The 25,697-nt window shown below is 61.8% G+C and carries 24 protein-coding genes and 1 pseudogene; 14 read left to right on the top strand and 11 right to left on the bottom strand.

Annotated elements, in window-relative coordinates; genetic code table 11:
* The first annotated feature begins 3 nt into the window (after positions 1-3).
* The 3 genes and pseudogenes from NKH78_RS03510 (at position 4) to NKH78_RS03500 (ending at position 3,155) form a co-directional block, all read left to right on the top strand.
* Positions 4-1,152 carry a Gfo/Idh/MocA family protein gene (locus NKH78_RS03510; protein WP_352737519.1) on the top strand — a complete coding sequence of 383 codons (1,149 nt, stop codon included), beginning with the start codon at positions 4-6 and terminating at the stop codon, positions 1,150-1,152.
* A gap of 131 nt (positions 1,153-1,283) precedes the next feature.
* Positions 1,284-2,330: an L-glyceraldehyde 3-phosphate reductase gene (mgrA, locus tag NKH78_RS03505; protein WP_352737518.1), complete on the top strand. Its 1,047-nt coding sequence runs from the start codon at positions 1,284-1,286 to the stop codon at positions 2,328-2,330.
* Between the two features lie 131 nt (positions 2,331-2,461).
* Positions 2,462-3,155 (top strand): annotated as a pseudogene (locus NKH78_RS03500) (molybdate ABC transporter substrate-binding protein).
* Positions 3,156-3,202: 47 nt separating this feature from the next.
* Here NKH78_RS03500 and NKH78_RS03495 read toward each other — a convergent pair.
* Complete coding sequence (locus tag NKH78_RS03495; protein WP_352448358.1) at positions 3,203-3,499, bottom strand: DUF2934 domain-containing protein; 297 nt, start codon at positions 3,497-3,499, stop codon at positions 3,203-3,205.
* A 190-nt stretch (positions 3,500-3,689) separates the two neighbouring features.
* On the opposite strand from NKH78_RS03495, the gene NKH78_RS03490 reads away from it, so the two are divergent.
* Positions 3,690-4,040, top strand: coding sequence for a hypothetical protein (locus NKH78_RS03490; protein WP_352737517.1), 351 nt, complete (start codon positions 3,690-3,692; stop codon positions 4,038-4,040).
* 309 nt (positions 4,041-4,349) lie between these two features.
* Here the strand turns inward: NKH78_RS03490 and NKH78_RS03485 are convergent, their stop codons facing one another.
* The 5 genes from NKH78_RS03485 to NKH78_RS03465 form a co-directional block, all read right to left on the bottom strand.
* On the bottom strand, positions 4,350-5,717 hold the full coding sequence (locus tag NKH78_RS03485; RefSeq protein WP_352737516.1) for a S1C family serine protease: 1,368 nt from the start codon (positions 5,715-5,717) through the stop codon (positions 4,350-4,352).
* Positions 5,718-5,953: 236 nt separating this feature from the next.
* Entirely contained in the window at positions 5,954-6,163 is a 210-nt protein-coding gene (locus tag NKH78_RS03480; protein WP_352881910.1) for a hypothetical protein, read from the bottom strand.
* On the bottom strand, positions 6,153-6,458 hold the full coding sequence (locus NKH78_RS03475; protein WP_352881907.1) for a hypothetical protein: 306 nt from the start codon (positions 6,456-6,458) through the stop codon (positions 6,153-6,155). Before NKH78_RS03475 ends, NKH78_RS03480 begins: the two co-directional genes overlap by 11 nt.
* A gap of 205 nt (positions 6,459-6,663) precedes the next feature.
* The gene (locus tag NKH78_RS03470; protein ID WP_352737514.1) at positions 6,664-7,164 is read right to left on the bottom strand and encodes a trypsin-like serine protease; all 501 of its coding nucleotides are present in this window, start codon (positions 7,162-7,164) and stop codon (positions 6,664-6,666) included.
* Entirely contained in the window at positions 7,134-7,760 is a 627-nt protein-coding gene (locus NKH78_RS03465; protein ID WP_352506626.1) for a S1 family peptidase, read from the bottom strand. Before NKH78_RS03465 ends, NKH78_RS03470 begins: the two co-directional genes overlap by 31 nt.
* A 392-nt stretch (positions 7,761-8,152) precedes the next feature.
* On the opposite strand from NKH78_RS03465, the gene NKH78_RS03460 reads away from it, so the two are divergent.
* Complete coding sequence (locus tag NKH78_RS03460; protein WP_352506625.1) at positions 8,153-9,235, top strand: trypsin-like serine peptidase; 1,083 nt, start codon at positions 8,153-8,155, stop codon at positions 9,233-9,235.
* An 83-nt stretch (positions 9,236-9,318) separates the two neighbouring features.
* On the opposite strand, the gene NKH78_RS03455 is transcribed toward NKH78_RS03460, so the two are convergent.
* The 3 genes from NKH78_RS03455 to NKH78_RS03445 form a co-directional block, all read right to left on the bottom strand.
* The gene (locus NKH78_RS03455) at positions 9,319-10,023 is read right to left on the bottom strand and encodes a DUF4760 domain-containing protein (protein WP_352506624.1); all 705 of its coding nucleotides are present in this window, start codon (positions 10,021-10,023) and stop codon (positions 9,319-9,321) included.
* Entirely contained in the window at positions 10,020-10,400 is a 381-nt protein-coding gene (locus NKH78_RS03450; RefSeq protein ID WP_352506623.1) for a hypothetical protein, read from the bottom strand. The genes NKH78_RS03455 and NKH78_RS03450 overlap by 4 nt, the downstream gene beginning before the upstream one ends.
* Positions 10,401-10,502: 102 nt before the next feature.
* Positions 10,503-12,704 (bottom strand): caspase family protein, encoded by a 2,202-nt coding sequence (locus tag NKH78_RS03445; RefSeq protein WP_352506622.1) that lies wholly within the window; start codon positions 12,702-12,704, stop codon positions 10,503-10,505.
* A 210-nt stretch (positions 12,705-12,914) separates the two neighbouring features.
* Between NKH78_RS03445 and NKH78_RS03440 the strand changes: the two genes are divergently transcribed.
* A complete protein-coding gene (locus NKH78_RS03440) occupies positions 12,915-13,319 on the top strand; it encodes a Fur family transcriptional regulator (protein ID WP_023721937.1) in 405 nt (134 codons plus the stop codon).
* A gap of 110 nt (positions 13,320-13,429) precedes the next feature.
* Here NKH78_RS03440 and polA read toward each other — a convergent pair whose 3' ends face one another.
* Positions 13,430-16,378: a DNA polymerase I gene (gene polA, locus NKH78_RS03435; RefSeq protein WP_352737513.1), complete on the bottom strand. Its 2,949-nt coding sequence runs from the start codon at positions 16,376-16,378 to the stop codon at positions 13,430-13,432.
* Positions 16,379-16,820: 442 nt separating this feature from the next.
* Here polA and NKH78_RS03430 point away from each other — a divergent pair, with 442 nt between their 5' ends.
* The 8 genes from NKH78_RS03430 (at position 16,821) to NKH78_RS03395 (ending at position 24,966) form a co-directional block, all read left to right on the top strand.
* A complete protein-coding gene (locus tag NKH78_RS03430) occupies positions 16,821-18,206 on the top strand; it encodes a M20/M25/M40 family metallo-hydrolase (RefSeq protein WP_352881902.1) in 1,386 nt (461 codons plus the stop codon).
* A gap of 103 nt (positions 18,207-18,309) precedes the next feature.
* Positions 18,310-18,930: a ribonuclease D gene (locus NKH78_RS03425; protein ID WP_023675237.1), complete on the top strand. Its 621-nt coding sequence runs from the start codon at positions 18,310-18,312 to the stop codon at positions 18,928-18,930.
* A 204-nt stretch (positions 18,931-19,134) separates the two neighbouring features.
* A complete protein-coding gene (locus NKH78_RS03420; protein ID WP_352448348.1) occupies positions 19,135-19,386 on the top strand; it encodes a hypothetical protein in 252 nt (83 codons plus the stop codon).
* Positions 19,387-19,853: 467 nt separating this feature from the next.
* Positions 19,854-20,585: a TIGR04255 family protein gene (locus NKH78_RS03415; protein ID WP_352881898.1), complete on the top strand. Its 732-nt coding sequence runs from the start codon at positions 19,854-19,856 to the stop codon at positions 20,583-20,585.
* A 9-nt stretch (positions 20,586-20,594) separates the two neighbouring features.
* A complete protein-coding gene (locus NKH78_RS03410; protein WP_352881895.1) occupies positions 20,595-21,143 on the top strand; it encodes a hypothetical protein in 549 nt (182 codons plus the stop codon).
* Positions 21,140-21,604, top strand: coding sequence for a hypothetical protein (locus NKH78_RS03405; protein ID WP_352881892.1), 465 nt, complete (start codon positions 21,140-21,142; stop codon positions 21,602-21,604). Before NKH78_RS03410 ends, NKH78_RS03405 begins: the two co-directional genes overlap by 4 nt.
* A gap of 295 nt (positions 21,605-21,899) precedes the next feature.
* The gene (locus tag NKH78_RS03400; RefSeq protein ID WP_352881889.1) at positions 21,900-24,152 is read left to right on the top strand and encodes a transglycosylase domain-containing protein; all 2,253 of its coding nucleotides are present in this window, start codon (positions 21,900-21,902) and stop codon (positions 24,150-24,152) included.
* A 61-nt stretch (positions 24,153-24,213) separates the two neighbouring features.
* Positions 24,214-24,966 (top strand): SDR family NAD(P)-dependent oxidoreductase, encoded by a 753-nt coding sequence (locus tag NKH78_RS03395; protein WP_023675240.1) that lies wholly within the window; start codon positions 24,214-24,216, stop codon positions 24,964-24,966.
* 107 nt (positions 24,967-25,073) lie between these two features.
* Here the strand turns inward: NKH78_RS03395 and NKH78_RS03390 are convergent, their stop codons facing one another.
* On the bottom strand, positions 25,074-25,523 hold the full coding sequence (locus NKH78_RS03390; RefSeq protein WP_352448343.1) for a baeRF12 domain-containing protein: 450 nt from the start codon (positions 25,521-25,523) through the stop codon (positions 25,074-25,076).
* Between the last annotated feature and the right edge of the window lie 174 nt (positions 25,524-25,697).

Here is a 25,697-nt window from a genome sequence, read left to right as displayed (position 1 = left end):
AGCATGGCAACAAAACTTGGGATCGGCGTCATTGGCTGCGGCAACATCTCCAAGGCGTATTTCTCGCTGGCGCCGCTGTTTCGCAGCATCGAGATGCGCGCCTGCGCCGACATCAACATGGAAGCGGCGAAAGCGCGGGCAAAGGAGTTCAAGCTGCGCGCCGAGACCGTTGAGGGGCTGCTCAAGGCCGACGATATCGACATCATCGTCAACCTGACCATTCCGGCGGTGCATTACGAGGTGTCGAAGCAGATCCTCGACGCCGGCAAGCACGTCTATTCGGAGAAGCCCTTCGTGCTGTCGGTCAAGGAAGGGCTCGACCTGAAGAAACGGGCGGAAAACAAGGGGCTGCGCATCGGCTCTGCCCCCGACACCTTCCTTGGCGGCGCGCACCAGCTTGTCCGCGACCTGATCGACACCGGCAGGCTCGGCAAGGTCACCAGCGGCACCTGTCATGTGATGAGCCATGGCATGGAGCATTGGCACCCCAATCCGGACTTCTTCTTCCAGCCGGGCGCCGGGCCGGTGCTCGATATCGGACCCTATTACATCACCAACCTGATCCAGCTGATCGGGCCGGTGAAGCGGGTCGCTGCCTTCGCTTCGATCCCGATGACGGAACGCATCATCAGCTCGAAGCCGCGCGCCGGCGAAAAGATACCGGTCTCCACGCCAACGACGATCCATGGCGTGCTGGAATTCGAGAACGGCGCCGTTGTGACGCTCAACACCAGCTGGGATGTCTGGAGCCACGGCCACGCTCCGATGGAGCTCTATGGCGAGGCGGGCACGGTGTTCGTGCCGGATCCGAACTTCTTCGGCGGCGAGGTGCGCTACACCGAAGCCGCCAAGCCGGTGAAGAAGCTGCCGAAATGGCCGCATCCGTTCGGCGTGCCCAACGAGATGCATTCGCAAGGCATGATGGCCAACTACCGCACCGCCGGCCTTGCCGACATGGCGATCGCGATCAGGGAAGGCCGGCCGCACCGCTGCTCGATGGAGCTGGCGCTGCATGCCGTCGACGTCATGACCGGCCTGTTGCGCTCGGGCGAGACGGGAAAGTTCGTCGCCATGCAGACCAGCTGCGAGCGGCCCGCGGCACTCGGCGTCAAGGCGGCGAAGGAGCTGCTGGCGAAGAAGAAAACCAAGTAGGCGGCGCACCTCCCAAGCACCGCAAAAAGCCTCTCCCCGTTTGCGCGGGGAGAGGCTAAGGGTGGGCCGGACTCGACTTGCCCGTCATCGCGGCGGCAGCCGTCGGGCTCGTTTCGATATGAGGATTTTCCATGCCCTATGTTCCCGCGGAAAACCGCTACGAAAAGATGGTCTACAATCGCTGCGGGCGGTCCGGCCTGAAGCTGCCGGCGATCTCGCTTGGGCTGTGGCACAATTTCGGCGACGACACGCCGCATAGGACCAAGCAGGCGATCATGCGCAGGGCCTTCGATCTGGGCATCACGCATTTCGATCTCGCCAACAATTACGGCCCGCCGCCCGGCTCGGCGGAGCGGGCGTTCGGCGAGATCTTGCGGACGGACTTTGCCGGTTATCGCGACGAGCTGATCATCTCGACCAAGGCCGGCTACGAAATGTGGGCAGGGCCTTATGGCGAATGGGGCGGCCGCAAATATGTGCTGGCCAGCCTCGACCAGAGCCTGAAGCGGATGGGGCTCGACTATGTCGACATCTTCTACTCGCACCGCTTCGACCCCGACACCCCGCTGGAAGAGACGATGGGCGCACTCGATCACGCGGTGCGCTCGGGCAAGGCACTCTATGCCGGCATTTCCTCCTATACTTCGCAGCGCACCCGCGAGGCCGCCGACATTTTGAAGCAGCTCGGCACGCCTTGCGTGATCCATCAGCCGAGCTATTCGATGCTCAACCGCTGGGTCGAGGACGATGGCCTGCTCGATACGCTGGAGGGACTTGGCGTCGGCTCGATCGTGTTCTCGCCGCTGGCGCAAGGCATGCTGACCGACAAATATCTCGGCGGCATCCCCGATGGCAGCCGCGCCAGCCAGGGCAAGTCGCTGCGCCCGGCATTCATCAACGACAAATCGATCGCCAATATCGAGGCGCTGAACGTCATCGCCCGTCGCCGCGGCCAGACGCTGGCGCAGATGGCGCTGGCCTGGGTGCTGCGCAGGGGCAGGGTCACATCGGCGCTGATCGGCGCCAGCCGGCCGGAACAGGTCGAGGATTGTGTCGGGGCGCTGAAGGCGCTCGACTTCAGCGATGCCGAGCTCGCCGAGATCGACACCTTTGCCCGCGAGTCGGAGATCAACCTCTGGGCGGCATCGGCCGAGCGCAAGGGGCCGCCGAGGAAGTAGGCGACGACCGCATCCGGTCGCCAAACAGCGACGGCTTCCGCGACGCTGAGCATAGAATGGCCGGGCAGCCGTGGAATGAAGGCTAAATGCGCATTGTAAGGAAGTCGTTTAGACCGATTCGGGGTTAGGCGATGAATCAGGAAACCCGGCTTTTTGGCGCTATTGCGGTCCGCCCCGCCATCCTAGCCCTCATACCCCAGTTCGAAACGGCCACAGGATTCACGGTTGCGGTCAGGTGGGAGCTCAATCCGACCGTAAAGAAGCAGATTGAAGCTGGGGAAGCTTTTGACCTCGTCATCACCAATCCGGACCTGGTTCAGGATCTGACTGCCTCGGGAAAGGTCAAGGCGGGGAGCCAGGTGGCGTTTTGGCCGGATAGCAATGGGGGTGGCAGCCAAGGCAGGCAGTCGACCGCTCGATATCGCGTCCGTGGAAGCATTCGAACAGGCGTTGAAGAGCGCCAGATCGATCGCCTACGCCGGTGAAGGAACCAGCGGTGGCTACTTCTCCGGCTTGCTGGAACGTTTGGGGATAGCGGATGAGGTGAAGCCCAAGCTGGTGGCCATACCAGGAGGGCAGACAGCGCAAGCCGTGGGCCGTGGGGAAGCCGAGTTGGGGGTCGTTCCCGTGACTTCGATTCTCGCGGCCGCTCCCGAGGTCGTGCTTGTCGGTCGGTTTCCGGCAGAACTCCAAAGTTACGTCGACTTCGCCATTGGCATCAGTGCCGGTTCAACGAACGCAGAAGCTGCCGAGCAGCTGTCGGAATTTCTGATGTCGGCAGCCGTTGACGACATGCTGGCGGCAAAGGGTGTCGAGCGCTGCTAAGAGCGTGCTTGATAAGCAGCGCTGGGAATCCCCTTCTCAAACACGCTCTAACTTTCGGCTGCCTTGAGGTTCCGCGCGGCTTCCTCCAGCGTCGCCCTGTCGTTGCCAAGCCTGTCGATCAGTTCTTGCGCCTGATCACCGGTTATCCCGGTGCGCATCGCCAGTGCCTCGACCGTCAGAACGTCGGAGCTGGCGATCGTTCCCGCCGGAACGTCCGCGTCGTCGAGGCCAAGCTCTTGCTTCGCCTGCTGCCAATGACGTTCATGCGCGCCATCCGGGCGGCCCTCGCGCACCCAGATTTCATAGGCTCGCTGCCGAATTTTTTCATGCCGATCGTCGTCCATGGCGGATCCTCCCTTGTGGCGTTTTCACCAACGCGGCGAGCGCCGGAACGATCCGATGTTGATGCCGAATTCGCAGACATGCCGGACAAAAGCCGGTTTCTCACCGAACAAACACCGGACATACGCGTTTTGCGGAGGAACCTGCACAGTGGGCCGGCCGTTGAGCCGAGCCTGAGCAAAGGAGATTACAATGGCCGACGAACCGAACGAATCCGCAGCACCGAAGATGACTCAACGTGAAGCTCAGGAAGCCCTGGAGAAGCAGATCGCGCAGCTGAGGCGCGAGATCAACAAGATCAACCGAACCTTGGCGGAACGCGCGGAAGAGGCGATCGAGGACGCCGGCGATTGGTATGGCAACGCTGCTGAGCGCGCCTCGCGGACGGCACAAGCCCTGCGCAACAGGGCGCAGACGGTGTCCGGGGTGGTCCAGGAGAATCCTGGGACAGTATCGTCCGCCTTCATACTCGGAGCGGCCGTAGGGGCGCTACTGGGCCTCGCCTTGGCCGCCACAGACCAGCGCCGCGATCGCTGGTTCTAGTCCCGATCTAAAGTCTGCCGCGCGTCGTGCCTAGATGGCAACTTGCGACGCGCCTCATTGCGATAGTTCGGCACGCCTTACGCAATCCATCAGCAGAGCCATTCGATGCTCTCTGGCGGGTGAAGGGTGACGGCGCAACTGCTGCGACCCGCGGATCAGCGCCAGGCTCCGAGCACGCGTCGCCTCTATCCTCGTGGAGCGAACGTCGTTGTACCCTTCCGCTGATGCCGGATGTCAATGCCGGCTTCGACGTGCTCGAGGGCCGCTTGGTCGCCGAACGAAGGGCGACGGCTTAGATCCGCTCCGATTTCACCGGAGGGACGCGGCATCGCAAACGTGCCATTTCATTTGATAGCCGTATTCGCCTTTATGGCCGTAGCACCATCCTGCCTTGGCCAATTCACCGTCCACGGCGGTACGTCGGTCGCAGGCATCCAGGCTGTCCGGATCGTCGCCCGAGCCGCCCCTACAGCGGTCATTCTCTCTGTACCATCGTGCAAGCAAACCCTTGACGTCCGCACGTACGGGACGAATGACACTACCAGATTCACGCAGAACCACGCCTTGGTCGACATCGACGGACATGAAAAAATCTGCAATGCCGGCGGCTGTTTTCTGTCTCTTTTCGCTCTGTACTTGCCAGTCTACAATGCCGTTTATTGTACAGATTGACCCGACGCACTGAGCGGTGAGGGAACCGTCTCGGATAGAATATCTGCGGACCGGCCACCGATCAGCGAACCTGCGTTTTTCTTTAATTACGTCTACGGCCGACTGCATCTTGCCGTAATAAATCACTTGGCCTGAGTATGCCGAGTTCATGTAGACAAAAGCTGTAGCATTGTCCGAGGACCACGCAGCATGGTACCTGTAGGCGAACGCCTTCGCCTTTTCGATAGCACTTCCCGACGTGCCCGGGATTGTTTCGGGGTCCTTGTCGGTCGGCACAGTGGGCTGAACGGCGGTCACAAATACAGGCGCTGAGCCGTGGCAAAGGATCTGAGCCGTCGCCGGCGCGATCTTGTCAGCAAGATCGGCTGTTGACAGAATCGGGCCTACCGCATCGTCAGCCTGAAATTCGACGCTGCGACTTTGCAAAAACAGTGCGAGCAAGCTGGCTCGAACTGCAAAGTTTACGTTCTGAGGAGCGACGCTGACGTCTCCAGTCGCGCCCTCCCTAAGCGTCGCTGCAGTAATGCCTATGAGGCTGCCGCTTTGATCAACGAGCGGCCCTCCAGAATTTCCTGGCTGGATCGGAGTCGAGATCTGAAGATACCGAGTATCGTCGCCAATGCCGAGGAGCGAGTTCACATTGCCAGTCGTGATCTTCACCGAGCTGGAAAGTACAGGTGCAAGAGGGTAGCCGAGCGCAGCCACATCCTCGCCCAAGCGTGCCGGGGTGCTGCGAATAGAGATTATTGCCGGCGCAGTCCCAGGGCTGTGGATTACGGCGAGATCGTTCAACTCGTCGCTCTTCCATTCCGATGTGTCGCCGCGGCCAACAACAGTTACGCTGGCGCACTCTTTCAGGACATGGGCGTTGGTGACAAGCCAACCCTCATTGTTGACGAAAAAACCGGTGCCTGAAGCGATTAGATCGGGCTGCGCCGCTTGCCCGGTGCCGACCAGCAGAAGCAGCGACGCTATACCCCACGCGACGAGATTACCGGCACTCATTGCATTACCCCCGCCAAAGCTTCGCGCTTTCGCTCGAGGTCGTCAACCGCCATGGGCATCGGAAGCGGGCTGCCACACGTTCGTTGCGATCAGATCGACGCGGACAGCCCAATGTGGCAGCGGGAAAGCGCGGAGTGCCACGCCCGGCGGCAATGGCATGCACCGATCTGGCATTCCACATGCTGTCGGGGCATGGGCACTCGGAAGGATACGCGGCGGTGGCCATGAAGAACCATTCACGCCGGCGGCAACGGTATATCTGAAAGCCTGCACCCGTCTATCACCCGCTGCATCGCCGTAGTCGAGCCGCGCGAGCTGAACGACGCGGAATCTTGGTTGCCGCCAATCTCATAGCCGACGTTGACTTTCGCCTTTGAGTTTTTGATCTCCTGGATAGCAGCCATCAATTCCGGCGACCGTCCAACCGCAACGACGCTAATTGTCATTCCATGTCCGCATCGTCGCTTCGAGCTTCAGAGGAGTTCCGCCGCTTCCTTGAATATAAAGGGTGGCCGGCGCTTCGGGCACATCCTCGAATTCCTTTTTGCGAAGGACGTACGCAACAAATAGAGTTTCCTTACTGTCACATTGCACGACTAAGGAATCGTGTGGTCCGCCTTCGGTTGCAATTACTTTGGTTACGCCAAACACGTCGGGACCCTCCGTGCTCGCCTGCCATGCAAATACCGGCTGAATACTACTGACCACAGCTGCCGCTGACAGAAAGAATGCTTTGAACATTTTCAGAATCCTCCACCCGCGCAAATAAAAGCAGAACAGGTGAAGGTTGTCGACGGCCCAGGAAGCTGATTTCATTTTGTTCATGCGCACGGCGGCGCCGGTCCCGCTTCCGTGACCCAAGGCATCGAGCTAAAATTAGCTAGCCGGAAAATGTCGAAACGGCGGGATTGCTCCCGCCGTCCATTGTTTCGGCAGGCGATTCTTACTATGGCGTGGCCGGTTTCTGAGCCGTGCCGAGGGCCGCCTTGGGCGCTGCCGGCGCAGGCGCTGCCGTCTTCATCTTCTCCTCGATCCAGCCGGTGTAATTCGCCAGCCGCGTGTAGATGCCGTAGGCGTTCTTGTGGCCGCAGGCGGTGCTGCCGTCGGCCGGACCTTCGCCCCAGCTGACGACGCCAACCTGCACCGGACCATCGGCGCCGGTCATGAACAGCGGTCCGCCGCTGTCGCCATTGCAGGCGTCGCGCTCGCCGCTGACGGTGCCGGCGCAGATCATGTTGCCGGTCAGCGGATCGGCCATATCAGCAGCAATTGCATTGGCGGCCGCCTCGATGCCCCTTTCCGAGTAACGCATGCGGCGGGCGAGCTCGCCGAGCGCAGCCTTCAAATCACGCGCATAAATCGCCCTGATGCCGTTGTTGCAGGTTGCGTTCGGCTGGAGGTCCAAGTCGGCAACCATCAGCGCGGTGGGAAATGTTCCGTCCTGCATCTTGCCCCGCCGGTGACCGTGGTCTTGCCGGCGTCGGGGGTCGGCTCACGGGCAATCTTGATGGTCGGGGCATCGGCCGGCTCGGCCAGCCGGATCAGGCCGAGATCGTTGTCCAGCGTCTGCTCGCTGTAGCCCTCGTTGACGATGATCTCTACCGCCTTGTAGCGCTTGCCCTCGCTGAGATCGGTGGCGCCGGTGAGCACGGTGACCACATCAGGCGAAATCGGCTCGCCGTCGTCGTTGAGGCAGTGCGCCGCCGTCAGCACCCATTGCGGCGCGATCAGGCTGCCGCCGCAGAACTGCGCATTCGCCTGCGAGGCCGGACTTTCGTCCAGTTTGCCGGTGGTCAGCAACGCCACCTGGAACGGATAGGCGCCCTTCTCGGCCTCTTTGCCGCCGTAGACGCGATCGGTGCCGTCGGGGTTCTCCGCCTTGGCTTTTGCCCTGGCCTCGGCCACGCGTTTCATCGGCGAGATCGCCGCCTCCGGCCGGGCGGCCGCGTCCGTGGCATGAACGGAATTGACGACCGGCAAGGCCGCCGCGATGGCAAGCAGCGAGGCTGCAGCAATCGGTCTGAACCTATGGATGATCTTCACCTCGAACCCCCTGAGACGATGTTCCGACAGATCAGCCTCGACGCGTGATCCACTGAAAGGGGAACCGGCCGGTGAGCCGATCATGCGCCGATGTGGAGCGTGATCCGTCAAAAAACCGAGTACCACTTTTGCTAAATCGTGGTGTCGAGCCAAACCCGCCCAAATCTATAATCCCCCACGGGCTATGTGGAAGCAATTTGTCGTTGCCAATGTTGGATTATTTTAGGCAGTATACCGTTGCGGGCATTTTTGGCGGGGACCTAAACTGGCTGCACTGAATAATGGCCCGGTAAAGGCGCCGGCAACCAAATTCATTTTTCGGCGCCACCACGATCTCGACAATATTTCTATATCTTGATCCAGTCCTTGCTGACTTTTGGGAGAGTCTCACCATGACAAAACTGACACAGTGCATTATTGCGTCCGCGTTGCTTTCCACCGCAATGTGGGCGGTTCCTGCCTTGGCTGCCGAGCCAGGTTCCGCCAACGCCGGCAACGGCGAAAGCATGCGTGACGTGACATCGGGCGATTACAAGCCTGGCCGGGCGAAACCGATCGCCCCGCCGAAACTGACCGAGGACGAGGCCAACCGCGCCGCGCCGCTCACCGACGAAGCAACGGCCGTCAAATCCTATGGCATCGTCGGCCGCTCCGCCGATGGCAAGGACATCAAGATCGATCCGAACGAGACGCTGAAGGACCTTGTCATCAAGGAAATGAACGCGCCCGCCGAGGGACAGAAGTCCCAGAATTCCGGGCTGAGCGGAGGCGAAGAGGCCGGCCGCCAGGTGTTCGGGACGGACGACCGGGAGCAGATCAAGAATACCAAAACCTACCCGTTCACCGCGATCGGCTACCTCGAAGGCAAATCGAAGAGCGGCAGCTATGGCAGCTGCTCGGCGACGCTGATCGGCCCGCGCACGGTGCTCACCGCGGCGCACTGCCTCTACAGCCACGAAGACAAGGCCTGGCTGGACGATATCCTGTTCGTGCCGGCTCTCAACGGCAAGACTGCCGACGACGCACCGTTCGGCGCCTTCACCTATGAAAGCGCCTATATCGTCCAGGGCTTCATCGACAATTATCAGGGCTTTTACGGCTCGGTCGTGCCATGGGATCTCGGCATCGTCACCTTGAAGCAGGATGTCGGCACCAACCTCGGCTGGCTGGGCTATGCCGATTATGTGGATCTCGGCGACTTCACCGCCAACATCGTCGGCTATCCCGGCGACAAGCCGATGGGCACGATGTGGAAGGCGACCTGCGAAGTGCTCGCCGAACACATCGCCACCGAGTATTTCCAGTACGACTGCGACACTTATCCGGGATCGAGCGGCAGCTCGGTCTACGCTTATGACAATGGCTCAAAGCAGCGCGTCATCACCGGCGTGAACGTGGCCGAGAGCCCGGATGCCAACACCGCCGTGCGTCTGAACGCCATCAACGTCCAGTGGATCAACAGCCTGTACAAATAGGCCTGCAGAGTTCCCGCCGCGATCATCGCGGAGAACTAGCCGGCGGCGGAGCATTTCCGTCGCCGGCTTCGCATTTTTCGGGATTATCTGGACTGGGCCGAGGGTGGCGCCTGGCGGACATAGTTCTCGATCGGCTGGGCGAAAGTCGGTGAACCGGCCTTGCGCTCCTTGTCGATATAGCCGGCAAAATAGCTCCAGAAGGAAGCGGCATAGTCGCGGAAATAGGAGTCGGCGACCTCACGCGAGCACAGCCCGCCTTCGACGCAGGAGGAAAGGCGGTTGAGGAAATAGACGATGCGGTCGAAATTGTCGCTGAACTCGGCAAGCGGCATGTCGCCGCCGGTTGCGCTCATCGCTTCGATGCCGATGCGTTGTCTGAACACCTGTTCCTCGGTCGGCGTCGGATTGGCACTGAGCAGATTGCCGTATTTGGCGTTGAGCGCCGCCAGGCGTTGCTTGAGGGCCCGTTGCGCCTGCTGGTAATCCTTGCTTTCCCAGAGCTCGACCAGCGACATCGTTTGCTCGACGCGCTTCTGCTCCTGGTTCGCCAGGAACTGGTAGACCGAAAAGATCAGGGTGAAGATGATCGCCAGGCGCACCAGCAATCCGGACCAGGCATAGACGAGCATGCGCCAGTCGCGATCGGTGAATGGGTTCGCCTCCTTCTTGACCTCGTGATTGCTCACCCACGGCAGGCCTTCGACGGTTTCCGGCAGCGACACCGGCTTCTTTTGCGGCACCGGCGCCGTCACTGCCTGCTGCGTTGCGTTGCCCCCCGCTTTCGTCATCCGCAGCTGTCCAGGTCTATGGTGGCGGACGGGTCGAGCACGATGCCCGGCGTCTCCAGCTTCTTCTTCAGGCAATCCAGCTGCGCCCGCGAAACGATGAACTGCACGTCAGGCGCCACCTGCGCCTTGCCCGGCGACGGCAATGGTTCGACCACGCCGCGTGAGGTGCAGCTGCTGAGATCGACGATGACGGCGGCGTTGCCGGTTTTGGCGATCTGGTCGTACTGGTCGAGAAAGCAGCTCGCCAGTTCGGAATTGATGACGACCTCCTTAGCGCAAAGGCCGCAAGCCTCGTCCGCCGAAGCATTGGCGGCCAGCAGCAGCCCGGCGACAAGACCGGCGGTTGTTGCGCGCCACGAAAATACGATCCTGTTCACGAACGCCCTCATCCGTTCCGTTCGGCCGCCGACAGCAGCGGTCGAAGAATGTTCATTATCAGCCGATTAGGCAAGAGGCCCGGCCGGGCACCTGACCCCGCCTCAGGCGCGCGGCACCGTCTCCATCGGGAAGATCATCACGGCGCCCTTCGACCCCTTGTCGTCGGTGAGCCGCATGGCCGAACGCGTCGCCGGCGCCCTGCCGATATCGGCCAGCATATCGGAGAAGTTTGGTTGTCCAAGTCCGCGCGTTACAGAGACAACGCCCTCTTGCGCCAGGAAACTCAGATCCTGCTTCTCGCTCTGCGGCGGTGCTTCGGTCAAGACGGCGATCATCCGCTCCATGCCGAAGCTGGTGTCGGTGAATTTGAACAGGCCTTCCTCGAGCACGGCGCCTTCGGTCAGGCGCTCGGCAAGAAAATGCTGGATGGAATAGTCGGAGCCGACATAGAGCACGTTGATGTCGACCAGATCGGTCGAACCGTTCCTGGCCAGCACGTGGACCTGATCGTCGGGCGAAACACGCGGCACCGTCGACGGTTCGATCGGCTGCAGCGTGTCGCTATCAAAACGCTTGATCCGGAACTCGACGCTGACCTCTTCCGGCCGATAATCGGAAGCGGCGGCCAGCCTCGACAGGCCGATGGCGCGGAAGATTTTCGTCAGGTTCTTGGCCGCTGCATCGACCAACTTTTCGCGGTCGTCCGGATGAATGACGATCATCGGCGGCTTGCTGCCCTCCTTGAGCGTCATGTCGCCCGAAGCCGGCAGGAACCACAGCGCCGGCGCGTCGGTGGCATCTTCGGCGGCGCCGGCAATGGCGTTCTCGCGCAGCACGGCGAGACGCAGATCTGCGCTCTTGCCCGGCTCGACCAGCGCGATGTGGAACCCTGAGTTCTCCCTGGCCGCCAGATCGTCGAGAACCGAGTTCGCCAGCGCGGCCTCTTTCTCGAGGCCTTTGGTCGCCGCCGGCCGCGCAATCACGAGCTTGTAGTCGACGGCGAGCTCGGCGAGCCGGGCATAGGCATTGGCGGGGATGTCGGCCAGCTTGATCGCCGGCTTGCCGCCGAACTCGACCGGCTTGACCCGGCTTTCCAGGTTTTTCGCCGACTGCACCTGGAGATAGCCAAGCGCGTTCGACAGCGGCGACAGCGCCGAGGGCAATATTGCGAGCCTGCTGCCTGGGGTGAGGCGATGCAGCAGTCCGGCGCCGATCGTGGCTTTGTCGTTCTCGATGACGATCGGCCATTGCATGACCGCGTCTGTCTTGTCGGTGCCGAAGACGCGGGCGTCGAGTTCCCCTTCGAACAGCGGCGTCGGCCGGGTGCGGCCGTCCGCCGAATATTGCTGCAGCACGGCCTGGCCGAGCTGGCGGTAGGTGATGTTGGGATTCTCGGCCAGTTTCGACAGGATGGTGAAGGTGAACAGCCCGAATCGAGGCGCATCGGCCGTGCCCTTGGGCAGCGGCATCTCGGGCGTCGTCTCCACCGTCTGCGCCGCGTAGAAGGCGACCAATTTGCCTTTGGTGGTCGGCTCGGCGCCGGTCGGCGTCAGCTTGAAGGCCGGCTTGCGCTGCCCGTCCTCGTCAAAGCCGCGCGGCGCGGCCGACGCAATCTCGTCATAGGCTTTCACCGCAGCCGCCCTGGCAGCGTCGTCGCCGCCGACCAGATCGGCGAACTCGACCTTGCGTTCCAGCTCGTCGTCGACCTCGGCGGCGCGCGTCGCAGTGCCGGAATGGCAGCAGTCGAATACGGCCCAGATAAAGGCGCCCTTGTCGCGGATAGCGTCGAGCGCGGTGCCGATCTCGTTGTCGACCAGCGCATTGGGCACGCCCGTTTCGCGGTTGACCCATTTGTCGATGTCGGACGGCAAGAAAATCTCGTCGAGGCCGTCCGTCTCGTCGCCCTTGTTCGCCGCCGGCTGCTGCGCGCCGTGACCGGACAAATGCAGGTAGACGAAATCGTCACGCTGGACCCTGGCGGCAAGGTCGGCGAGTGCTGCCTTGATCGCCGCATGTGTCGGCGGTCCGTTGGCGCCTTCGACATCCTTGGCGAGCAGCGCGACGTTTTCGGCTGAAAACTTCACCGGCGCGGGCGTGTACTTCAGGAGGTAATCGCGCACCAGGCCGGCATCGTTCTTCGGTCCGATCAGCCAGTTCTTCTTCGGCAGGTTCGGATAATCGGTGCAGGCAACAAGCAGCGCATGGTAGGTGCGCGCCGCTGCGAATGCCCGAAACGGCACCAGGCCGGCAGCGGCCAGCGCGGACGTGCCGGCAAGCAGCGTCCGCCGCGTCACCTTGATCATGATTGCTTCCCCAAGCCCGATCGAATCTTCAAGCACGGCCAGCCTGGCCGAGGATGTCAGTATTTTGAATATGGGCGTCGCCGGCCAGCCGACCATCGGCTGCGAATACAAACAGTAGCAAAAAAGGCAGTTCGTCGCTATCTCAGTGGAAGAGGCCGGATTGCATGCCTAATGGCAGCGATCGGCACGGAAGCGGCTTGGAACGGGATCATGGCGGCAAGGGATGTACTGACGAAGAACCAGCTTTGCGTTCTCGAGAAACTCGAGGCCGCCAGCGGGCCGCTCAGCGCCTATACGTTGCTCGACCAATTGCGCGAGCGCGGTTTTCGCGCGCCGCTGCAGGTCTATCGGGCGCTCGACACGCTGGTGAAGTCCGGCTTCGTGCACAGGCTCGAAAGCCTCAATTCCTTCGTCGCCTGTGCCGAGCCGCACGACCACAGCCATTCGATGACGGCGTTTGCCATCTGCGACAGCTGCGGCCAGGTGACCGAGTTCTCCGACCACGATGTCGGCCACCGGCTCGACGAATGGGTGCGCTCGACCGGCTTCGCCGCCAAGAAGGCGGTGATCGAGTTTCGTGGGACTTGTGCGAAGTGTTTGGCTGAAGCGGCTTGAAGGCCGGTTAGGCCGCAACATAGCGGTGGCGACCTTTTGATGTCGGCAGGACAGAGGGGGCGCGAAAGATCGCTACAGATTACAATTGGTCGGCCGCGGACGTCCGCACGCTAATGCGCCTCTTCCCAGTTGTCGGCGGCGCGGGCGTCGACGTGCAGCGGCACCGACATCGACACCGCCGGCATGGCGGCGTTCTCCATGACGTGGCAGACGACCGGGATCGTCGCCTCGACCTCGGCTTCGACGGTCTCGAAGACCAGCTCGTCATGCACCTGCAGCAGCATGCGGGCGGAAAGCTTGGCTTTTTCCAGGGCATCGTCCATGCGGATCATGGCGCGGCGGATGATGTCGGCGGCGGTGCCCTGCAGGCGGGCGTTGATCGAGGCGCGCTCGTTGAAGGCACGGACCGAAGGATTTGACGATCTGATTTCCGGATAGTGGATGCGGCGGCCGAAAATGGTTTCGACATAGCCGTGCTCGCGGGCATAGGCCTTGGTCGCATCGATATAGTCGCGGATGCCGGGGAAACGCTCGAAATATTTCTTGATGTAGTCGCCGGCTTCCTCGCGCGCGATCGACAGCTGGTTGGCGAGGCCAAAAGCGGAAATGCCGTAGATGATGCCGAAATTGATCGCCTTGGCACGGCGGCGCACTTCCGAAGGCATGCCTTCGACCGGCACGTTGAACATTTCAGACGCGGTGATCGCGTGGATGTCGGCGCCGTCGGCGAAGGCCTGCTTGAGCTGCGGGATTTCGGCGACGTGGGCGAGCACGCGCAGCTCGATCTGGCTGTAGTCGGCGGAAACCAGCTTGTTGCCCTTGTCGGCAATGAAGGCCGTCCTGATCTTTCGGCCCTCGACGGTGCGCACCGGAATGTTCTGCAGATTGGGATCCGAGGACGACAGCCGCCCGGTCGTCGTCGCGGCAAGCGCGTAGGAGGTGTGGACGCGCTTGGTGTCGGGATGGATGAAGCCGGGCAGCGCGTCGGTATAGGTCGATTTCAGCTTGGTCAGCTGGCGCCAGTCGACGATCTTGCGCGGCAATTCATGGCCTTCGGCGGCGAGGTCTTCGAGAAGCTGCGCCGAGGTCGACCACTGGCCGGTCTTGGTTTTGGAACCGCCGGGCAGGCCCATCCTGCCGAACAGGATGTCGCCGAGCTGTTTTGGCGAGCCGATGTTGATGCGTTCGCCGACCAGCTGGTAGATTTCGTCCTCGAGCCGTGCGGCACCCTGTGCCAGTTCGCCGGAGAGCCGCGACAGGATCTGCCGGTCGACCGAAATGCCGCGCTGTTCCATCCGCGCCAAGACCGGCACCAGCGGCCGTTCCAGCCGTTCATAGACCGAGACCAGGCCCTTGGCGGCAATCCGTGGCTTCAGCACCTGCCAGAGCCTGAGCGCGACGTCGGCGTGCTCGGCGCCGTAAGCCGTCGCCTTGCCGAGGTCGGCCTGATCGAGGCCGACGAAGCTTCTTCCCGAACCGGCCAATTCCTTCAGCGGAATGGTCGCGTGGCCGAGCCATTTATCGGCCAGCGCCTCCAGGCCGTGGCCACCGTGGGTGCCGGCCTCGAGCACGTAGGAGATCAGCATGGTGTCGTCATAAGGGCCGATCTCGATGCCGTGACGGCTCATCACGACAAGGCGGTATTTCATGTCGTGCACGATCTTGAGGACGGATTTGTCCTCGAGCAGCGGCTTGAGCAACGCCAGCGCGTCGCGGACCGGGATCTGGTTTTCGACCGCGCCGCCGCCGAGCAGGTCGCCATTGCCGTTTTTATGGGCAAGCGGCACATAGGCAGCATGGCCAGGCGCGACGGCCATGGCAAGGCCGATCAGTTCGGCCCGCATCGGATCGGGCGAGGAGGCCTTAACGTCGAAGGCGACGATGCCTCTCTCCATCGCCTCGGCGATCCAGACCTTCAGCGTCGCGGCGTCGCGGATGCAGGCGTAGGCGCTGGTGTCGATCTTGCGGGTGGTCGCAGCCTCCAGGCGAAGCGCCGAAAGCAGGGATGGGGTGTCGCCTTGCTTGGCTGCAGCCGGAGCCTCGAGCGCCGCTTCGTCCGGCGGCGGTGCGCTCTCGGCGGCCGCGGGCAGGCCAAAACCCATATCGGGGCCGTGCGCGGTATCGGCACGCTCTATAGTGACGGGGGTGGCTGGAACATCGCCCGCGTCGGTTCCGGTCGCTTCGGCCACGCGGCGGGTCAGCGTCGAGAATTCCATGGTCTTGAGAAAGCCGATCAGTCTGGGGCCGTCCGGCGCATGCAACACGAACTCGTCAAGCCCTTCGGTCACCGGCACGTCGTTCTTCAGCCTCACCAGGTCACGCGAAATCCGCGCCTTGTCGGCATTGGCGATGATCGATTCGCGCCGCTTGTCCTGCTTGATCTCGCCGGCGCGGGCGAGCAGCGTGTCGAGGTCGCCGAACTGTTCGAGCAATTGCGCCGCCGTCTTTGGCCCGATGCCGGGTACGCCCGGCACATTGTCGACCGAATCGCCGGTCAGCGCCTGCAGGTCGATCATCTTCTCCGGCGGCACGCCCCATTTCTCGATCACCTCGGAAACGCCTATCTGGCGGTCCTTCATCGGGTCGTACATGGCAACCGTCGGGCCGACCAGCTGCATCAGGTCCTTGTCGGAGGAGATGATGGTGGTGTCGGCGCCGGCTTCGCAGGCAAGCCGGCAATAGGTGGCGATCAAATCGTCGGCCTCGTAGCCTTCCGTCTCAAGGCAAGGCAGGTTGAAGGCCCTGGTCGCCTGGCGGATCAGGCCGAATTGCGGGATCAAATCTTCCGGCGGCGCCGAGCGGTTGGCCTTGTATTCGGGGTAGAGATCGTTGCGGAAGGTCTTCGACGAATAGTCGAAAATCACGGCGAAATGCGTCGGCACGATGCCGACATCGGTGTTGCGGGCGTCCTGCGTCAGCTTCCAGACCATGTTGCAGAAGCCGAGCACGGCACTGGTCGGCAGCCCGTCGGACTTGCGGGACAGCGGCGGCAGCGCGTGATAGGCACGGAAGATGTAGCCGGAGCCGTCGACAAGGAAGAGATGATCGCCTTTTTTCATGGCACGAGGGATAGCGCGGCGCAGCGCCGCGGTCCATGCCAAAGGCGGCTTGCGCCAAGGGTTCCGGCAACACCCTGACAAATGGCGTGCGAGCTTGGCTGGCCCTGCCGGCTTGGCGGCAGCTTTGTTCGCTCACGCCTATGTTACAAAAGTGTAATTTTTGTGCCCTTGAATCGCCACGTTCGCAGACACAGATAAAACGCATCGGCAGTTTTCGCCGAAGTCCGGAGCAAGGCCCGTCCCCCGCCTATCCCGGACACTTGCGGCAGCCTATCCCCCCTCTCCGGGCTGCCGCATCGTTTCGAGTAAAGGCCGCCGTGGTTCCCCTCCACCACGGCGGCATTTTTTTGCCGTTGGAAGCAAGCTGTGGCCCAACGGCCGCGGGCTTTCCGTTTCGCCGCATGGGCTCTAGATTTGCCGCCAGAATCGAAAGGCCCGCCAGATGTCCGCAGTTTCCCCTGTTCTCGACCGCCTAGACAAGAACTTCGACCAGAGCCTGGAACGCCTGTTCGGCCTGCTCGCCATCAAGTCGATCTCCACCGATCCGGACTACGCCGCCGACTGCCGCAAGGCCGCCGAATGGCTGGTCGCCGAGCTCAAGCTGATCGGCTTCGACGCCAGCTTGCGCGACACGCCGGGGCATCCGATGGTGGTCGCGCATCACGATGGGCCGGCGGGCGCGCCGCATCTGCTGTTTTACGGCCATTACGACGTCCAGCCGGTCGATCCGATCGAGCTGTGGGAAAGCGACCCGTTCGCGCCGGCGGTCAAGGAGATCGAGCCCGGCCACAAGGTGATCACCGGCCGCGGCGCGGCCGACGACAAGGGCCAACTGATGACCTTCGTCGAGGCCTGCCGCGCGTGGAAGCAGGTGCATGGCGGATTGCCGTGCCGAATCACAATACTGTTCGAGGGCGAGGAGGAGTCCGGATCGCCGTCGCTGAAGCCGTTTCTCGAGGCGAATGCGGATGAGCTCAAGGCCGATTTCGCGCTGGTCTGCGACACCGGCATGTGGGACCGCGATACGCCGTCGATCTGCGTCTCGCTGCGCGGGCTGGTCGGCGAGGAGATCACGGTGACTGCCGCCGACCGCGACCTGCATTCCGGGCTCTATGGCGGTGCGGCCGCCAATCCGATCCGCATCCTGGCAAAGATCCTGGCCGACATCCACGATGCCGATGGTCACGTCACCATTCCAGGTTTTTATGACGGCGTCGAGGAAACGCCGTCGCAGATATTGCAATCGTGGCTGTCGCTCGGCGAGACGGCCGAGACCTTCCTCGGCCCGATCGGCCTGTCGATCCCGTCCGGCGAAAAGGGCCGCTCGGTGCTCGAGCTCACCTGGGCGCGCCCGACGGCCGAGTTCAACGGCATTATCGGCGGCTATACCGGCAAGGGCTTCAAGACGGTGATCGCCGCGCAAGCCTCGGCAAAAGTCTCCTTCCGCCTGGTCCACAAACAGGATCCGGAAAAAATCCGCGCGGCCTTCCAGGCATTTGCCAGGCAGCGCGTGCCAGCGGACTGCTCGGTCGAATTTCATCCGCATGGCGGCTCGCCGGCAATCCAGCTTTCCTACGACTCGCCCTTCCTGGCCAAGGCCAAGCAGGCGCTGTCCGACGAATGGCCGAAGCCGGCGGTAATAACCGGCGGCGGCGGGTCGATCCCAGTGGTCGGCGATTTCCAGACCTATCTCGGCATGGAATCGCTGCTGGTCGGTTTCGGCCTCGACGACGACCGCATCCACTCGCCGAACGAGAAGTACGAGATGAGCTCCTTCCACAAGGGCCAGCGCTCCTGGGCGCGCATTCTCGAGGCGCTGACACGCTGAAATTGCGCCAGACTCAAGTTTTTGTTGATTTTTCGCCGGATCGCGGCAAGGACGGGCACGGTCCGTCGCGCATCGCTGCACGGGGCCGCGACCGGAGAAGACGATGAGCGACATACGTTTCCACAAAAACGATCTGCCCGGCCTGCTGCATTACGATGTCGGGGCGGTCGCCATCGATACCGAGACGCTAGGGCTGAACCCGCATCGCGACCGGCTCTGCGTCGTGCAGATCTCGCCGGGCGACGGGTCGGCCGACGTCATCCAAATTGCGCCCGGCCAGAAGAAGGCGCCGAACCTCGTCAGCCTGCTCAAGAACCGCAGCATCACCAAGCTTTTTCATTACGGCCGCTTTGATCTCGCCGTGCTCTACAACGCCTTCGGCGTCATGCCGGAGCCGGTGTTCTGCACCAAGATCGCGTCGCGGCTGACGCGCACCTACACCGACCGGCACGGGTTGAAGGACATCTGCTTCGAGCTTCTCGGGGTCGGCCTGTCGAAGGCGCAGCAATCATCCGACTGGGCAGCCGAGACGCTGTCGCCTGAGCAGCTCGAATATGCCGCCTCCGACGTGCTCTATTTGCACCGGCTGCGCGACGTACTGAGCGCGCGTCTGGCGCGCGACAACCGGACCAGGGAGGCCGATGCCTGCTTCCGCTTCCTGCCGACGCGTGCGAAACTCGACCTGATGGGCTGGGATGAGGAGGACATCTTCGCCCACAGCTAATGGCCTTCATGATAATTCTACTCCGGCGGCCATCTGGCGCAGTTTTCTCCGCTTCCGGTGCTCACGGACCCAAATGTCCGCTGCGCTCCGGTTCTCGAAAACCACGCCATATGTCTCGCCGGAGCGAATTCTCATAAAGGCCATCGGCCAGCAACCGAGGGCGCTTGTCCCGGCCCTCCGTTCGCTTCACCGGGAGGAATTGACATGGCTGCGCGAAAACCAATCGAGACGGCACCAAAGGACGGTTCCAAGGTCACCGTCTACTGGCAGGACAGCGACGGCGTGATGAACGAGAGCATCGCCCAGTACCGTTCGCTCGACCGGCTGAAGGCGGCCGGCGGCGACTGGGACGAAAGCGATGCCGGCTGGTGGGCCTATACGGACGGCCATACGCAAAGGAAGATCGAGCCAATCAGCTGGCGGCCGGCCTCCGACGACCCGGACGCGGACGACTGAGGTTGTCGCAACGGTCGAACTGAAGTGATTATTCTAAGGCAACGCGCATTTTGTTCTTGCTTTGTGCCGGCAGCTATGGTACTAATTTCATTATGGTGCTCATTTGGCTCCAACGACCCGCCAGCCGAGGCGGGTTTTTCATTTCCGGCTTTGGCGCTGTCCATACCCTACCGCTTAGTGCCGGAAAATTCCGGTAGTGTCTCAGTTCGAAGTTAGGCGCGCTTACCGCTTACTGCCTTTGGGTCCGGTCGACCCCAAGTCGGACTAGGTCGGCCGCGCCGCAGCGATGAAGAGCGCATCCGGCAGCTCAGAGAGGCCAAGACCGGAGAGAAGCCAAAGGGACGAGGAGGACGGATCGGCCTCCGTAAAATCGGGACTTGGATCATCCCTTTTCGTTGGACCTTAGGCGGAATCTTTCATAAAGGAATTTCTGTTCTCATAGCCACTATGAGACTCCGGCGGGGACAATGGTTATATACAGGCGACCACCGATCATAGAAGCGATCGTCGAATTCGTATTCCAATCGCCTATACCTTTCGAGATCGTTGAGCGGGCGACCGAACGAATTAAACGCTTCTACAAATTTGACGAGACGGAAGAGGTCTTTGAGACCACCGTTGACGTAACGGCCCGCAAAAGTAGTTTGCAGCACTCAAAGCAGGGCCGGAAACTCTCAAGCGAAGATCGAAATCATTTCGCGATTGTCCGACGCAACAGCATTGTTTTCTCAGTAGTTCCACCTTACCCAGGGTGGCCTGCGTTCATTGACCGGATCAAACGGGACATGTCGCACTTGCGAAGGGATCGCGGCATTCCTAGCGCAAAGCAGGTCGGAATTCGCTACATCAACAGGTTGGACGTCCCGCACCGCACCTATCCAACCCCCCAAGCAGCGTTGTTTTTGAAATTCATTCCAAGTGATCCCATGTCAAGCGCTAGAGCGTCCGAGGCTTACATGCTAAGGGTTGAATACCCGACTTCCGATCATTTCCCCTTCGCCCTTAAGGTGACATCGGCAACGGTTGAGCCGCCACTGGTGCACACTACATCATTCTTGCTAGACTTAGACGTAATAAGTACAGCTATCCCCAAGGGCGACGATGAATTATGGGAAATGATCGAGAAGATGAAAGTCGAGGAGCGCGGCATGTTCGAGTCTTCGATTACGGACGCCGCTCGTGAATTGTTCATGAAATGAATAACTAAGATGCTACAGCTAAATCAATATGGCGGAAATGCGGAGCGTGTTGACCAAGCGTTCAAAGAGCCAGCTCGCTCTCAACGTATTCAAAGGCCGCTGCCAAATACCGTCCTTTCACAGACTGATACTGATTTGAAGCTCTTTGACGCCCTGTCATCTTTTAAGATCTACACCAACCAGGTGTCGATGCACCTAGCTGATGGATGGCGCCATCGAATATTCGCTCTTCTCGATGACCTTTATGAACCAGACAGTTGGGATACCGACGATAAAGTCACAGAGATGCCGGCATTCAAGACCTTCATGAAGGTGATCTTGGAATTGCAACCTACTCGTCTGCCAGGGATAGGCATCTCCAGCGCAGGATCACTGGTAGCAGCATGGTACTTAGGCGAAGATCGTCTGACCATAATTTGCGATGCCGACGACAAAGTGCAGTTTATCCTCTCGGCCTCAGTCGACGGGGACTTAGAGTCAGCGAACGTGAAAACCAAAGCTTCAAGGATATCGGAGTCACTCGGCCCGTTCCGTCCTGAGCGCTGGCTCGCTGTATGACCTCCAACAAGATACCGGATGTTCATACGGTCGTTCGTAAGGTCTCCAAAAGTCGCCTAACGGTTGATCTTTTGACCGGAGAAACGGTTCCTTTGCCTCAAGCGTTCGAATTGCGACCGAACGAGGAGTATCTTTCTGCCAGCTGGCTCGAGTTCCATGGGAACGACAGAGCTGCCAGTGTGGTCGCGACAGTTCATACGCTTCGGAAATGCGTGAACATTAAACCGAACGATAAATGTGGCTTCGCATTGGGTGTCGTGGAGAACATCAAAGCTACTTGCGCTTCGTTTAAAAAAACGATCCGCATCGTCCATGAGAAGAAAAGCAACAATCCGGCCTATGCCGCGGTGCGGCAAATCGGCCCGAACAACCTTGACCTAATGGAAGCGTTGGCGAAGGGCGCGTGGCGTTCTGTCGTAAAAAATGCCGACGTCGAAGACGCAAACAAGGTTGACCAGTAAACCACGGTGACCGCGTCTTGCAAAAACGCTGGGTTCGGTGACGCCAGCCTGGACGATACCCGCAAGGTTGTCGGCTATCAGCACGACCGAGAAATATGACCGCGCCATCTTGGAGGCCGATCGTTTCGCTGACGCAAGAATTAGGCGGCGTGAACAGAGCGGTAACGGGCGGTAACAGCTGCCCGGCAACCATGATTATCAATCGCTTGATTTTTCCCGACTTAACCCGCCCTTAAATCGCCGCATCTAGTCTTCAACCCCAACGCCATAAGCATCGGGGAAGACAGCACAGCGCATGGCGAACCGGAAAGACAACCGCATCGAGCCCAGCTTCGAGGCATCGCCGGGGGCGAGATCCTCGGCCGGTTTTTCGGTGAGCGAGGAGGACCGCGTCGTGCCGAGCAACCGTAAAGCCGCTGCAAAGCGCAAATCGACCAAGGCCAAGCCGTCTCGTGGCGGGCGCGGCAAAAGCCGGCGCGGCATGTTCGGCGTGCTTGCCCGGCTGTTCTACTGGTGCTTCGTGATGGCCATCTGGGGCGGTATCGCCACTGCCGGCATCGTCGTCTATTACGGCGCGAAAATGCCGGCGGCCACCACCTGGGCCATTCCCGACCGCGCCCCCAACATCAAGATCGTCTCGGTCGACGGCCAGTTGCTTGGCAATCGCGGCATGAGCGGCGGCGAGGCCGTCGGCCTGCACGAAATGTCGCCCTACATTCCCGAAGCCGTCATCGCCATCGAAGACCGCCGCTTCTATTCGCATTTCGGCATCGACCCGATCGGCCTTTCCCGGGCCATGGTGACCAATGTGCTCGGCGGGCATTTTTCGCAGGGCGGCTCGACGCTGACCCAGCAACTGGCCAAGAACCTGTTCCTGACGCCGGACCGCACGCTGGAACGCAAGGTGCAGGAAGTGCTCTTGGCGCTGTGGCTGGAGCACAAGCATACGAAGGACCAGATCCTCGAAATGTACCTCAACCGGGTTTATTTCGGCTCCGGCGCCTATGGTGTCGAAGCGGCCTCGCGCCGCTATTTCGGCAAGAGCGCGCGTGACGTCACGCTGTCGGAGGCCGCCCTTCTCGCCGGCCTGCTCAAGGCGCCGTCGCGGCTGTCGCCGGCGCGCGACCCGAAGGCGGCCGAACAGCGTTCGCAGCTGGTGCTCGCCGCGATGCGCGACGAGGGCAAGATCAGCGCCAAGGAACAGACCACGGCGATGAGCGCGCCGGCGACACGCGCGCCGTCCTACTGGACCGGCTCGGAAAACTACGTCGCCGATACGATCATGGAAGAACTGCCCGACCTGATCGGCGACGTGCGCCGCGACATCGTCGTCGACACGACCGTCGACCTGACGCTGCAGAAGCTCGCCGAGCAATCGATCCGCCGGCTGATCGACCAGAGCGGCAAGAAGCTCAACGTCAGCCAGGGCGCGCTGGTGTCGATCGACAATTCCGGCGCGGTGCGCGCGATGGTCGGCGGTTACGACTATTCGACCAGCCAGTTCGACCGCGCCTCGGAAGCGCGCCGGCAGCCGGGCTCGGCGTTCAAGCCGTTCGTCTATATGGCGGCGCTGGAATCCGGCCGTACGCCCGACAGCGTGCGCAACGACGCGCCGATCAAGATCGGCAACTGGACGCCCGACAATTACGGCGGCAAGTATTTCGGCAAGGTGACGCTGGCGACGGCGCTGGCAAAATCGCTGAACTCGGTGGCCGCGCAGCTGACCATGGAAGTCGGGCCGAATGCGGTGGTCGAGGCGGCGCACCGCATGGGCATCCAGTCCGAGCTGACGGCCAACACATCGATCGCGCTCGGCACCTCGGAAGTGACGCCGCTGGAACTGACCTCGGCCTATGTTCCCTTCGCCAATGGCGGTTATAAGCCGGACATCCATTTCATCCGCCGGGTCACGACGAGCGACGGCAAGGTGCTCTACGAAAACAATGGCGGCGGTGCGCCGCGGGTCGTCAAGCCCGATGTCGTCGGTATGATGAACTCGATGATGACTGGCACGGTCGAGATCGGCACGGCCAGGAAGGCGGCGTTCGCCTGGCCGGCGGCCGGCAAGACCGGCACCAGCCAGAACTCGCGCGACGCCTGGTTCATCGGCTATACAGCCAATCTGACCACCGGCGTCTGGTTCGGCAATGATGACGGCAGCGCGATGAAGAAGGTCACCGGCGGCGCACTGCCGGCGCAGGCCTGGCACGAGTTCATGGTCGCCGCGCATGAGGGCGTGCCGGTGCGGCCGCTGCCCGGAACCTGGAAGTCGACGCCGCCCGACACCATCGTCCCGGACGAGATACCGTCCGATACGGCGCCGCCGGCGCCGGTCGCTTCCGTCGGCCAATCGGCGCCGCCTGCGGCAGCTACCCAGTCGGCTTCGCGTCCCGTGCGTCCTGCCGAGACGGTCGATGCCGGCGGCCTGGCCATGCCGGGCGTCGACGGCACCACCGGATCGATCAAGCACCCGGTGCCGCCCGGCAATGTCGGCGGCCCGGTCAAGAAGCGGCAGACGTCGATCCTGGACATCCTGACAGGCGGCTGAACAACAGGCCCCCTCGCCACCGCTGCCGCGTTCCGCTACATCTCCCGTTTGGAGACCGCGAATGGCAGAGACCGACACCAGAAAGACCATTGTGCTGACCGGCGCCAGCCGTGGCATCGGCCACGCTACGGTCAAGCGCTTTTCACGCGAAGGCTGGCGCGTCATCACTTGCTCGCGCCAGGCCTTTGCCGAGGACTGCCCGTGGCCGGCCGGACCGGAAGACCACATCAAGGTCGATCTCGCCGACCAGGAGGATGTCGGCATCGCCATCTCGGAAATCCGCCACCGGCTCGAGGCGCATGGCGGCCAGCTGCATGCGCTGGTCAACAATGCCGGCATCTCGCCCAAGCTCAAGGACGGCAACAGCCGCATGAACTCGATCGACACGCCGATGCATGTCTGGCGCGACGTCTTCCAGGTGAATTTCTTCGCCCCGATCATGCTGGCGCGGGGATTGTTCAAGGAACTGGCATCGGCCAAGGGCTCGATCGTCAACGTCACCTCGATCGCCGGCACCCGCGTGCACCCTTTCGCCGGTACCGCTTATGCGACGTCGAAGGCGGCACTCGGCTCGCTGACGCGCGAAATGGCGCATGATTTCGGCCCGCACGGCATCCGCGTCAACGCCATTGCGCCGGGCGAGATCGACACCGCGATCCTGTCGCCGGGCACGGAAAAAATCGTCGAGACTATCCCGCTGAGGCGGCTGGGCACCACGGCGGAAGTCGCCGATATCATCTTCTTCCTGTGCTCGCAGCAGGCGTCCTACGTGACCGGCTCGGAAATCCACATCAACGGCGGCCAGCACGTGTAGAACGCTTTCCAGGCGAGCGAGCCGGCAGAATTTGTCAGCATCGCGATTTGTCAGCATCGCGGGCGGCGTGTTCAAGTCTGGCGGCGGTTGACACCGCCGATGCCCGATCAGGTCGCCTGCAGCAGGCTCTCGATATCGGGTATGCTGTGGTTGGTCAGCGTCTTTGGAATTTCGGCCGTTATCTTGTCGGTGACCTCCTTGTGCAGTTTCCTGCGCATGTCGCCCAGCACCGGCGGCGGCGCGATCAGCACGATCTCCTTGAAGCTGCCGCGATGCGCGAGCTTGTAGAGCCTGTCGGCAATCTCTTCGGCAAAACGCTCCTTGCCGAGACGGTGCCAGTCGGTGTCCTCGACCGCACTGCGGTGGACGGAAGGGCCGTCGCTGTAGCGGCCGGGGCGGTCCGTGCCCTGTTCTCGGGTTGCCGGATTTTCCTGCTCCATCTCGTGCACGACCTGAAGGTCGGGATATTGGACGTCTCCACGGTTCTCGAGAAACAGCGCCTTTTCGCCATCTGCCACCACGATCCACAGTCCGCGTTTCAGTCTGACGTTGCTCATGGGGCGCTCCTTTTTTGATTTTTCGAGCCCATCGCCGGGCCTTTGCCGCAGGGGTGTGACCGGGCCTGGGTCCATAGAGCAAACGCGTGCCGAGGCGGGAATGTTCCGGCACTCGGACCCGATGCTCCGACAGGGGTCGGCGAGAGTGCGGGGCTGCCGTCGATCGCTCGGTCA

Origin of the sequence: Mesorhizobium sp. M0910, assembly GCF_040319465.1 — a bacterium.
Classification (GTDB): domain Bacteria; phylum Pseudomonadota; class Alphaproteobacteria; order Rhizobiales; family Rhizobiaceae; genus Mesorhizobium.
This window is presented reverse-complemented; position numbering and strand designations above follow the sequence as displayed.

Coding starts and splice junctions, on each gene's coding strand:
- NKH78_RS03510 (WP_352737519.1), top strand. CDS start 4: ATGGCAACAAAACTTGGGATCGGCGTCATTGGCTGCGGCAACATCTCC.
- mgrA (WP_352737518.1), top strand. CDS start 1,284: ATGCCCTATGTTCCCGCGGAAAACCGCTACGAAAAGATGGTCTACAAT.
- NKH78_RS03495 (WP_352448358.1), bottom strand. CDS start 3,499: ATGGACGACGATCGGCATGAAAAAATTCGGCAGCGAGCCTATGAAATC.
- NKH78_RS03490 (WP_352737517.1), top strand. CDS start 3,690: ATGGCCGACGAACCGAACGAATCCGCAGCACCGAAGATGACTCAACGT.
- NKH78_RS03485 (WP_352737516.1), bottom strand. CDS start 5,717: ATGAGTGCCGGTAATCTCGTCGCGTGGGGTATAGCGTCGCTGCTTCTG.
- NKH78_RS03480 (WP_352881910.1), bottom strand. CDS start 6,163: ATGACAATTAGCGTCGTTGCGGTTGGACGGTCGCCGGAATTGATGGCT.
- NKH78_RS03475 (WP_352881907.1), bottom strand. CDS start 6,458: ATGTTCAAAGCATTCTTTCTGTCAGCGGCAGCTGTGGTCAGTAGTATT.
- NKH78_RS03470 (WP_352737514.1), bottom strand. CDS start 7,164: ATGCAGGACGGAACATTTCCCACCGCGCTGATGGTTGCCGACTTGGAC.
- NKH78_RS03460 (WP_352506625.1), top strand. CDS start 8,153: ATGACAAAACTGACACAGTGCATTATTGCGTCCGCGTTGCTTTCCACC.
- NKH78_RS03455 (WP_352506624.1), bottom strand. CDS start 10,023: ATGACGAAAGCGGGGGGCAACGCAACGCAGCAGGCAGTGACGGCGCCG.
- NKH78_RS03445 (WP_352506622.1), bottom strand. CDS start 12,704: ATGATCAAGGTGACGCGGCGGACGCTGCTTGCCGGCACGTCCGCGCTG.
- NKH78_RS03440 (WP_023721937.1), top strand. CDS start 12,915: ATGGCGGCAAGGGATGTACTGACGAAGAACCAGCTTTGCGTTCTCGAG.
- polA (WP_352737513.1), bottom strand. CDS start 16,378: ATGAAAAAAGGCGATCATCTCTTCCTTGTCGACGGCTCCGGCTACATC.
- NKH78_RS03430 (WP_352881902.1), top strand. CDS start 16,821: ATGTCCGCAGTTTCCCCTGTTCTCGACCGCCTAGACAAGAACTTCGAC.
- NKH78_RS03425 (WP_023675237.1), top strand. CDS start 18,310: ATGAGCGACATACGTTTCCACAAAAACGATCTGCCCGGCCTGCTGCAT.
- NKH78_RS03420 (WP_352448348.1), top strand. CDS start 19,135: ATGGCTGCGCGAAAACCAATCGAGACGGCACCAAAGGACGGTTCCAAG.
- NKH78_RS03415 (WP_352881898.1), top strand. CDS start 19,854: ATGGTTATATACAGGCGACCACCGATCATAGAAGCGATCGTCGAATTC.
- NKH78_RS03410 (WP_352881895.1), top strand. CDS start 20,595: ATGCTACAGCTAAATCAATATGGCGGAAATGCGGAGCGTGTTGACCAA.
- NKH78_RS03405 (WP_352881892.1), top strand. CDS start 21,140: ATGACCTCCAACAAGATACCGGATGTTCATACGGTCGTTCGTAAGGTC.
- NKH78_RS03400 (WP_352881889.1), top strand. CDS start 21,900: ATGGCGAACCGGAAAGACAACCGCATCGAGCCCAGCTTCGAGGCATCG.
- NKH78_RS03395 (WP_023675240.1), top strand. CDS start 24,214: ATGGCAGAGACCGACACCAGAAAGACCATTGTGCTGACCGGCGCCAGC.
- NKH78_RS03390 (WP_352448343.1), bottom strand. CDS start 25,523: ATGAGCAACGTCAGACTGAAACGCGGACTGTGGATCGTGGTGGCAGAT.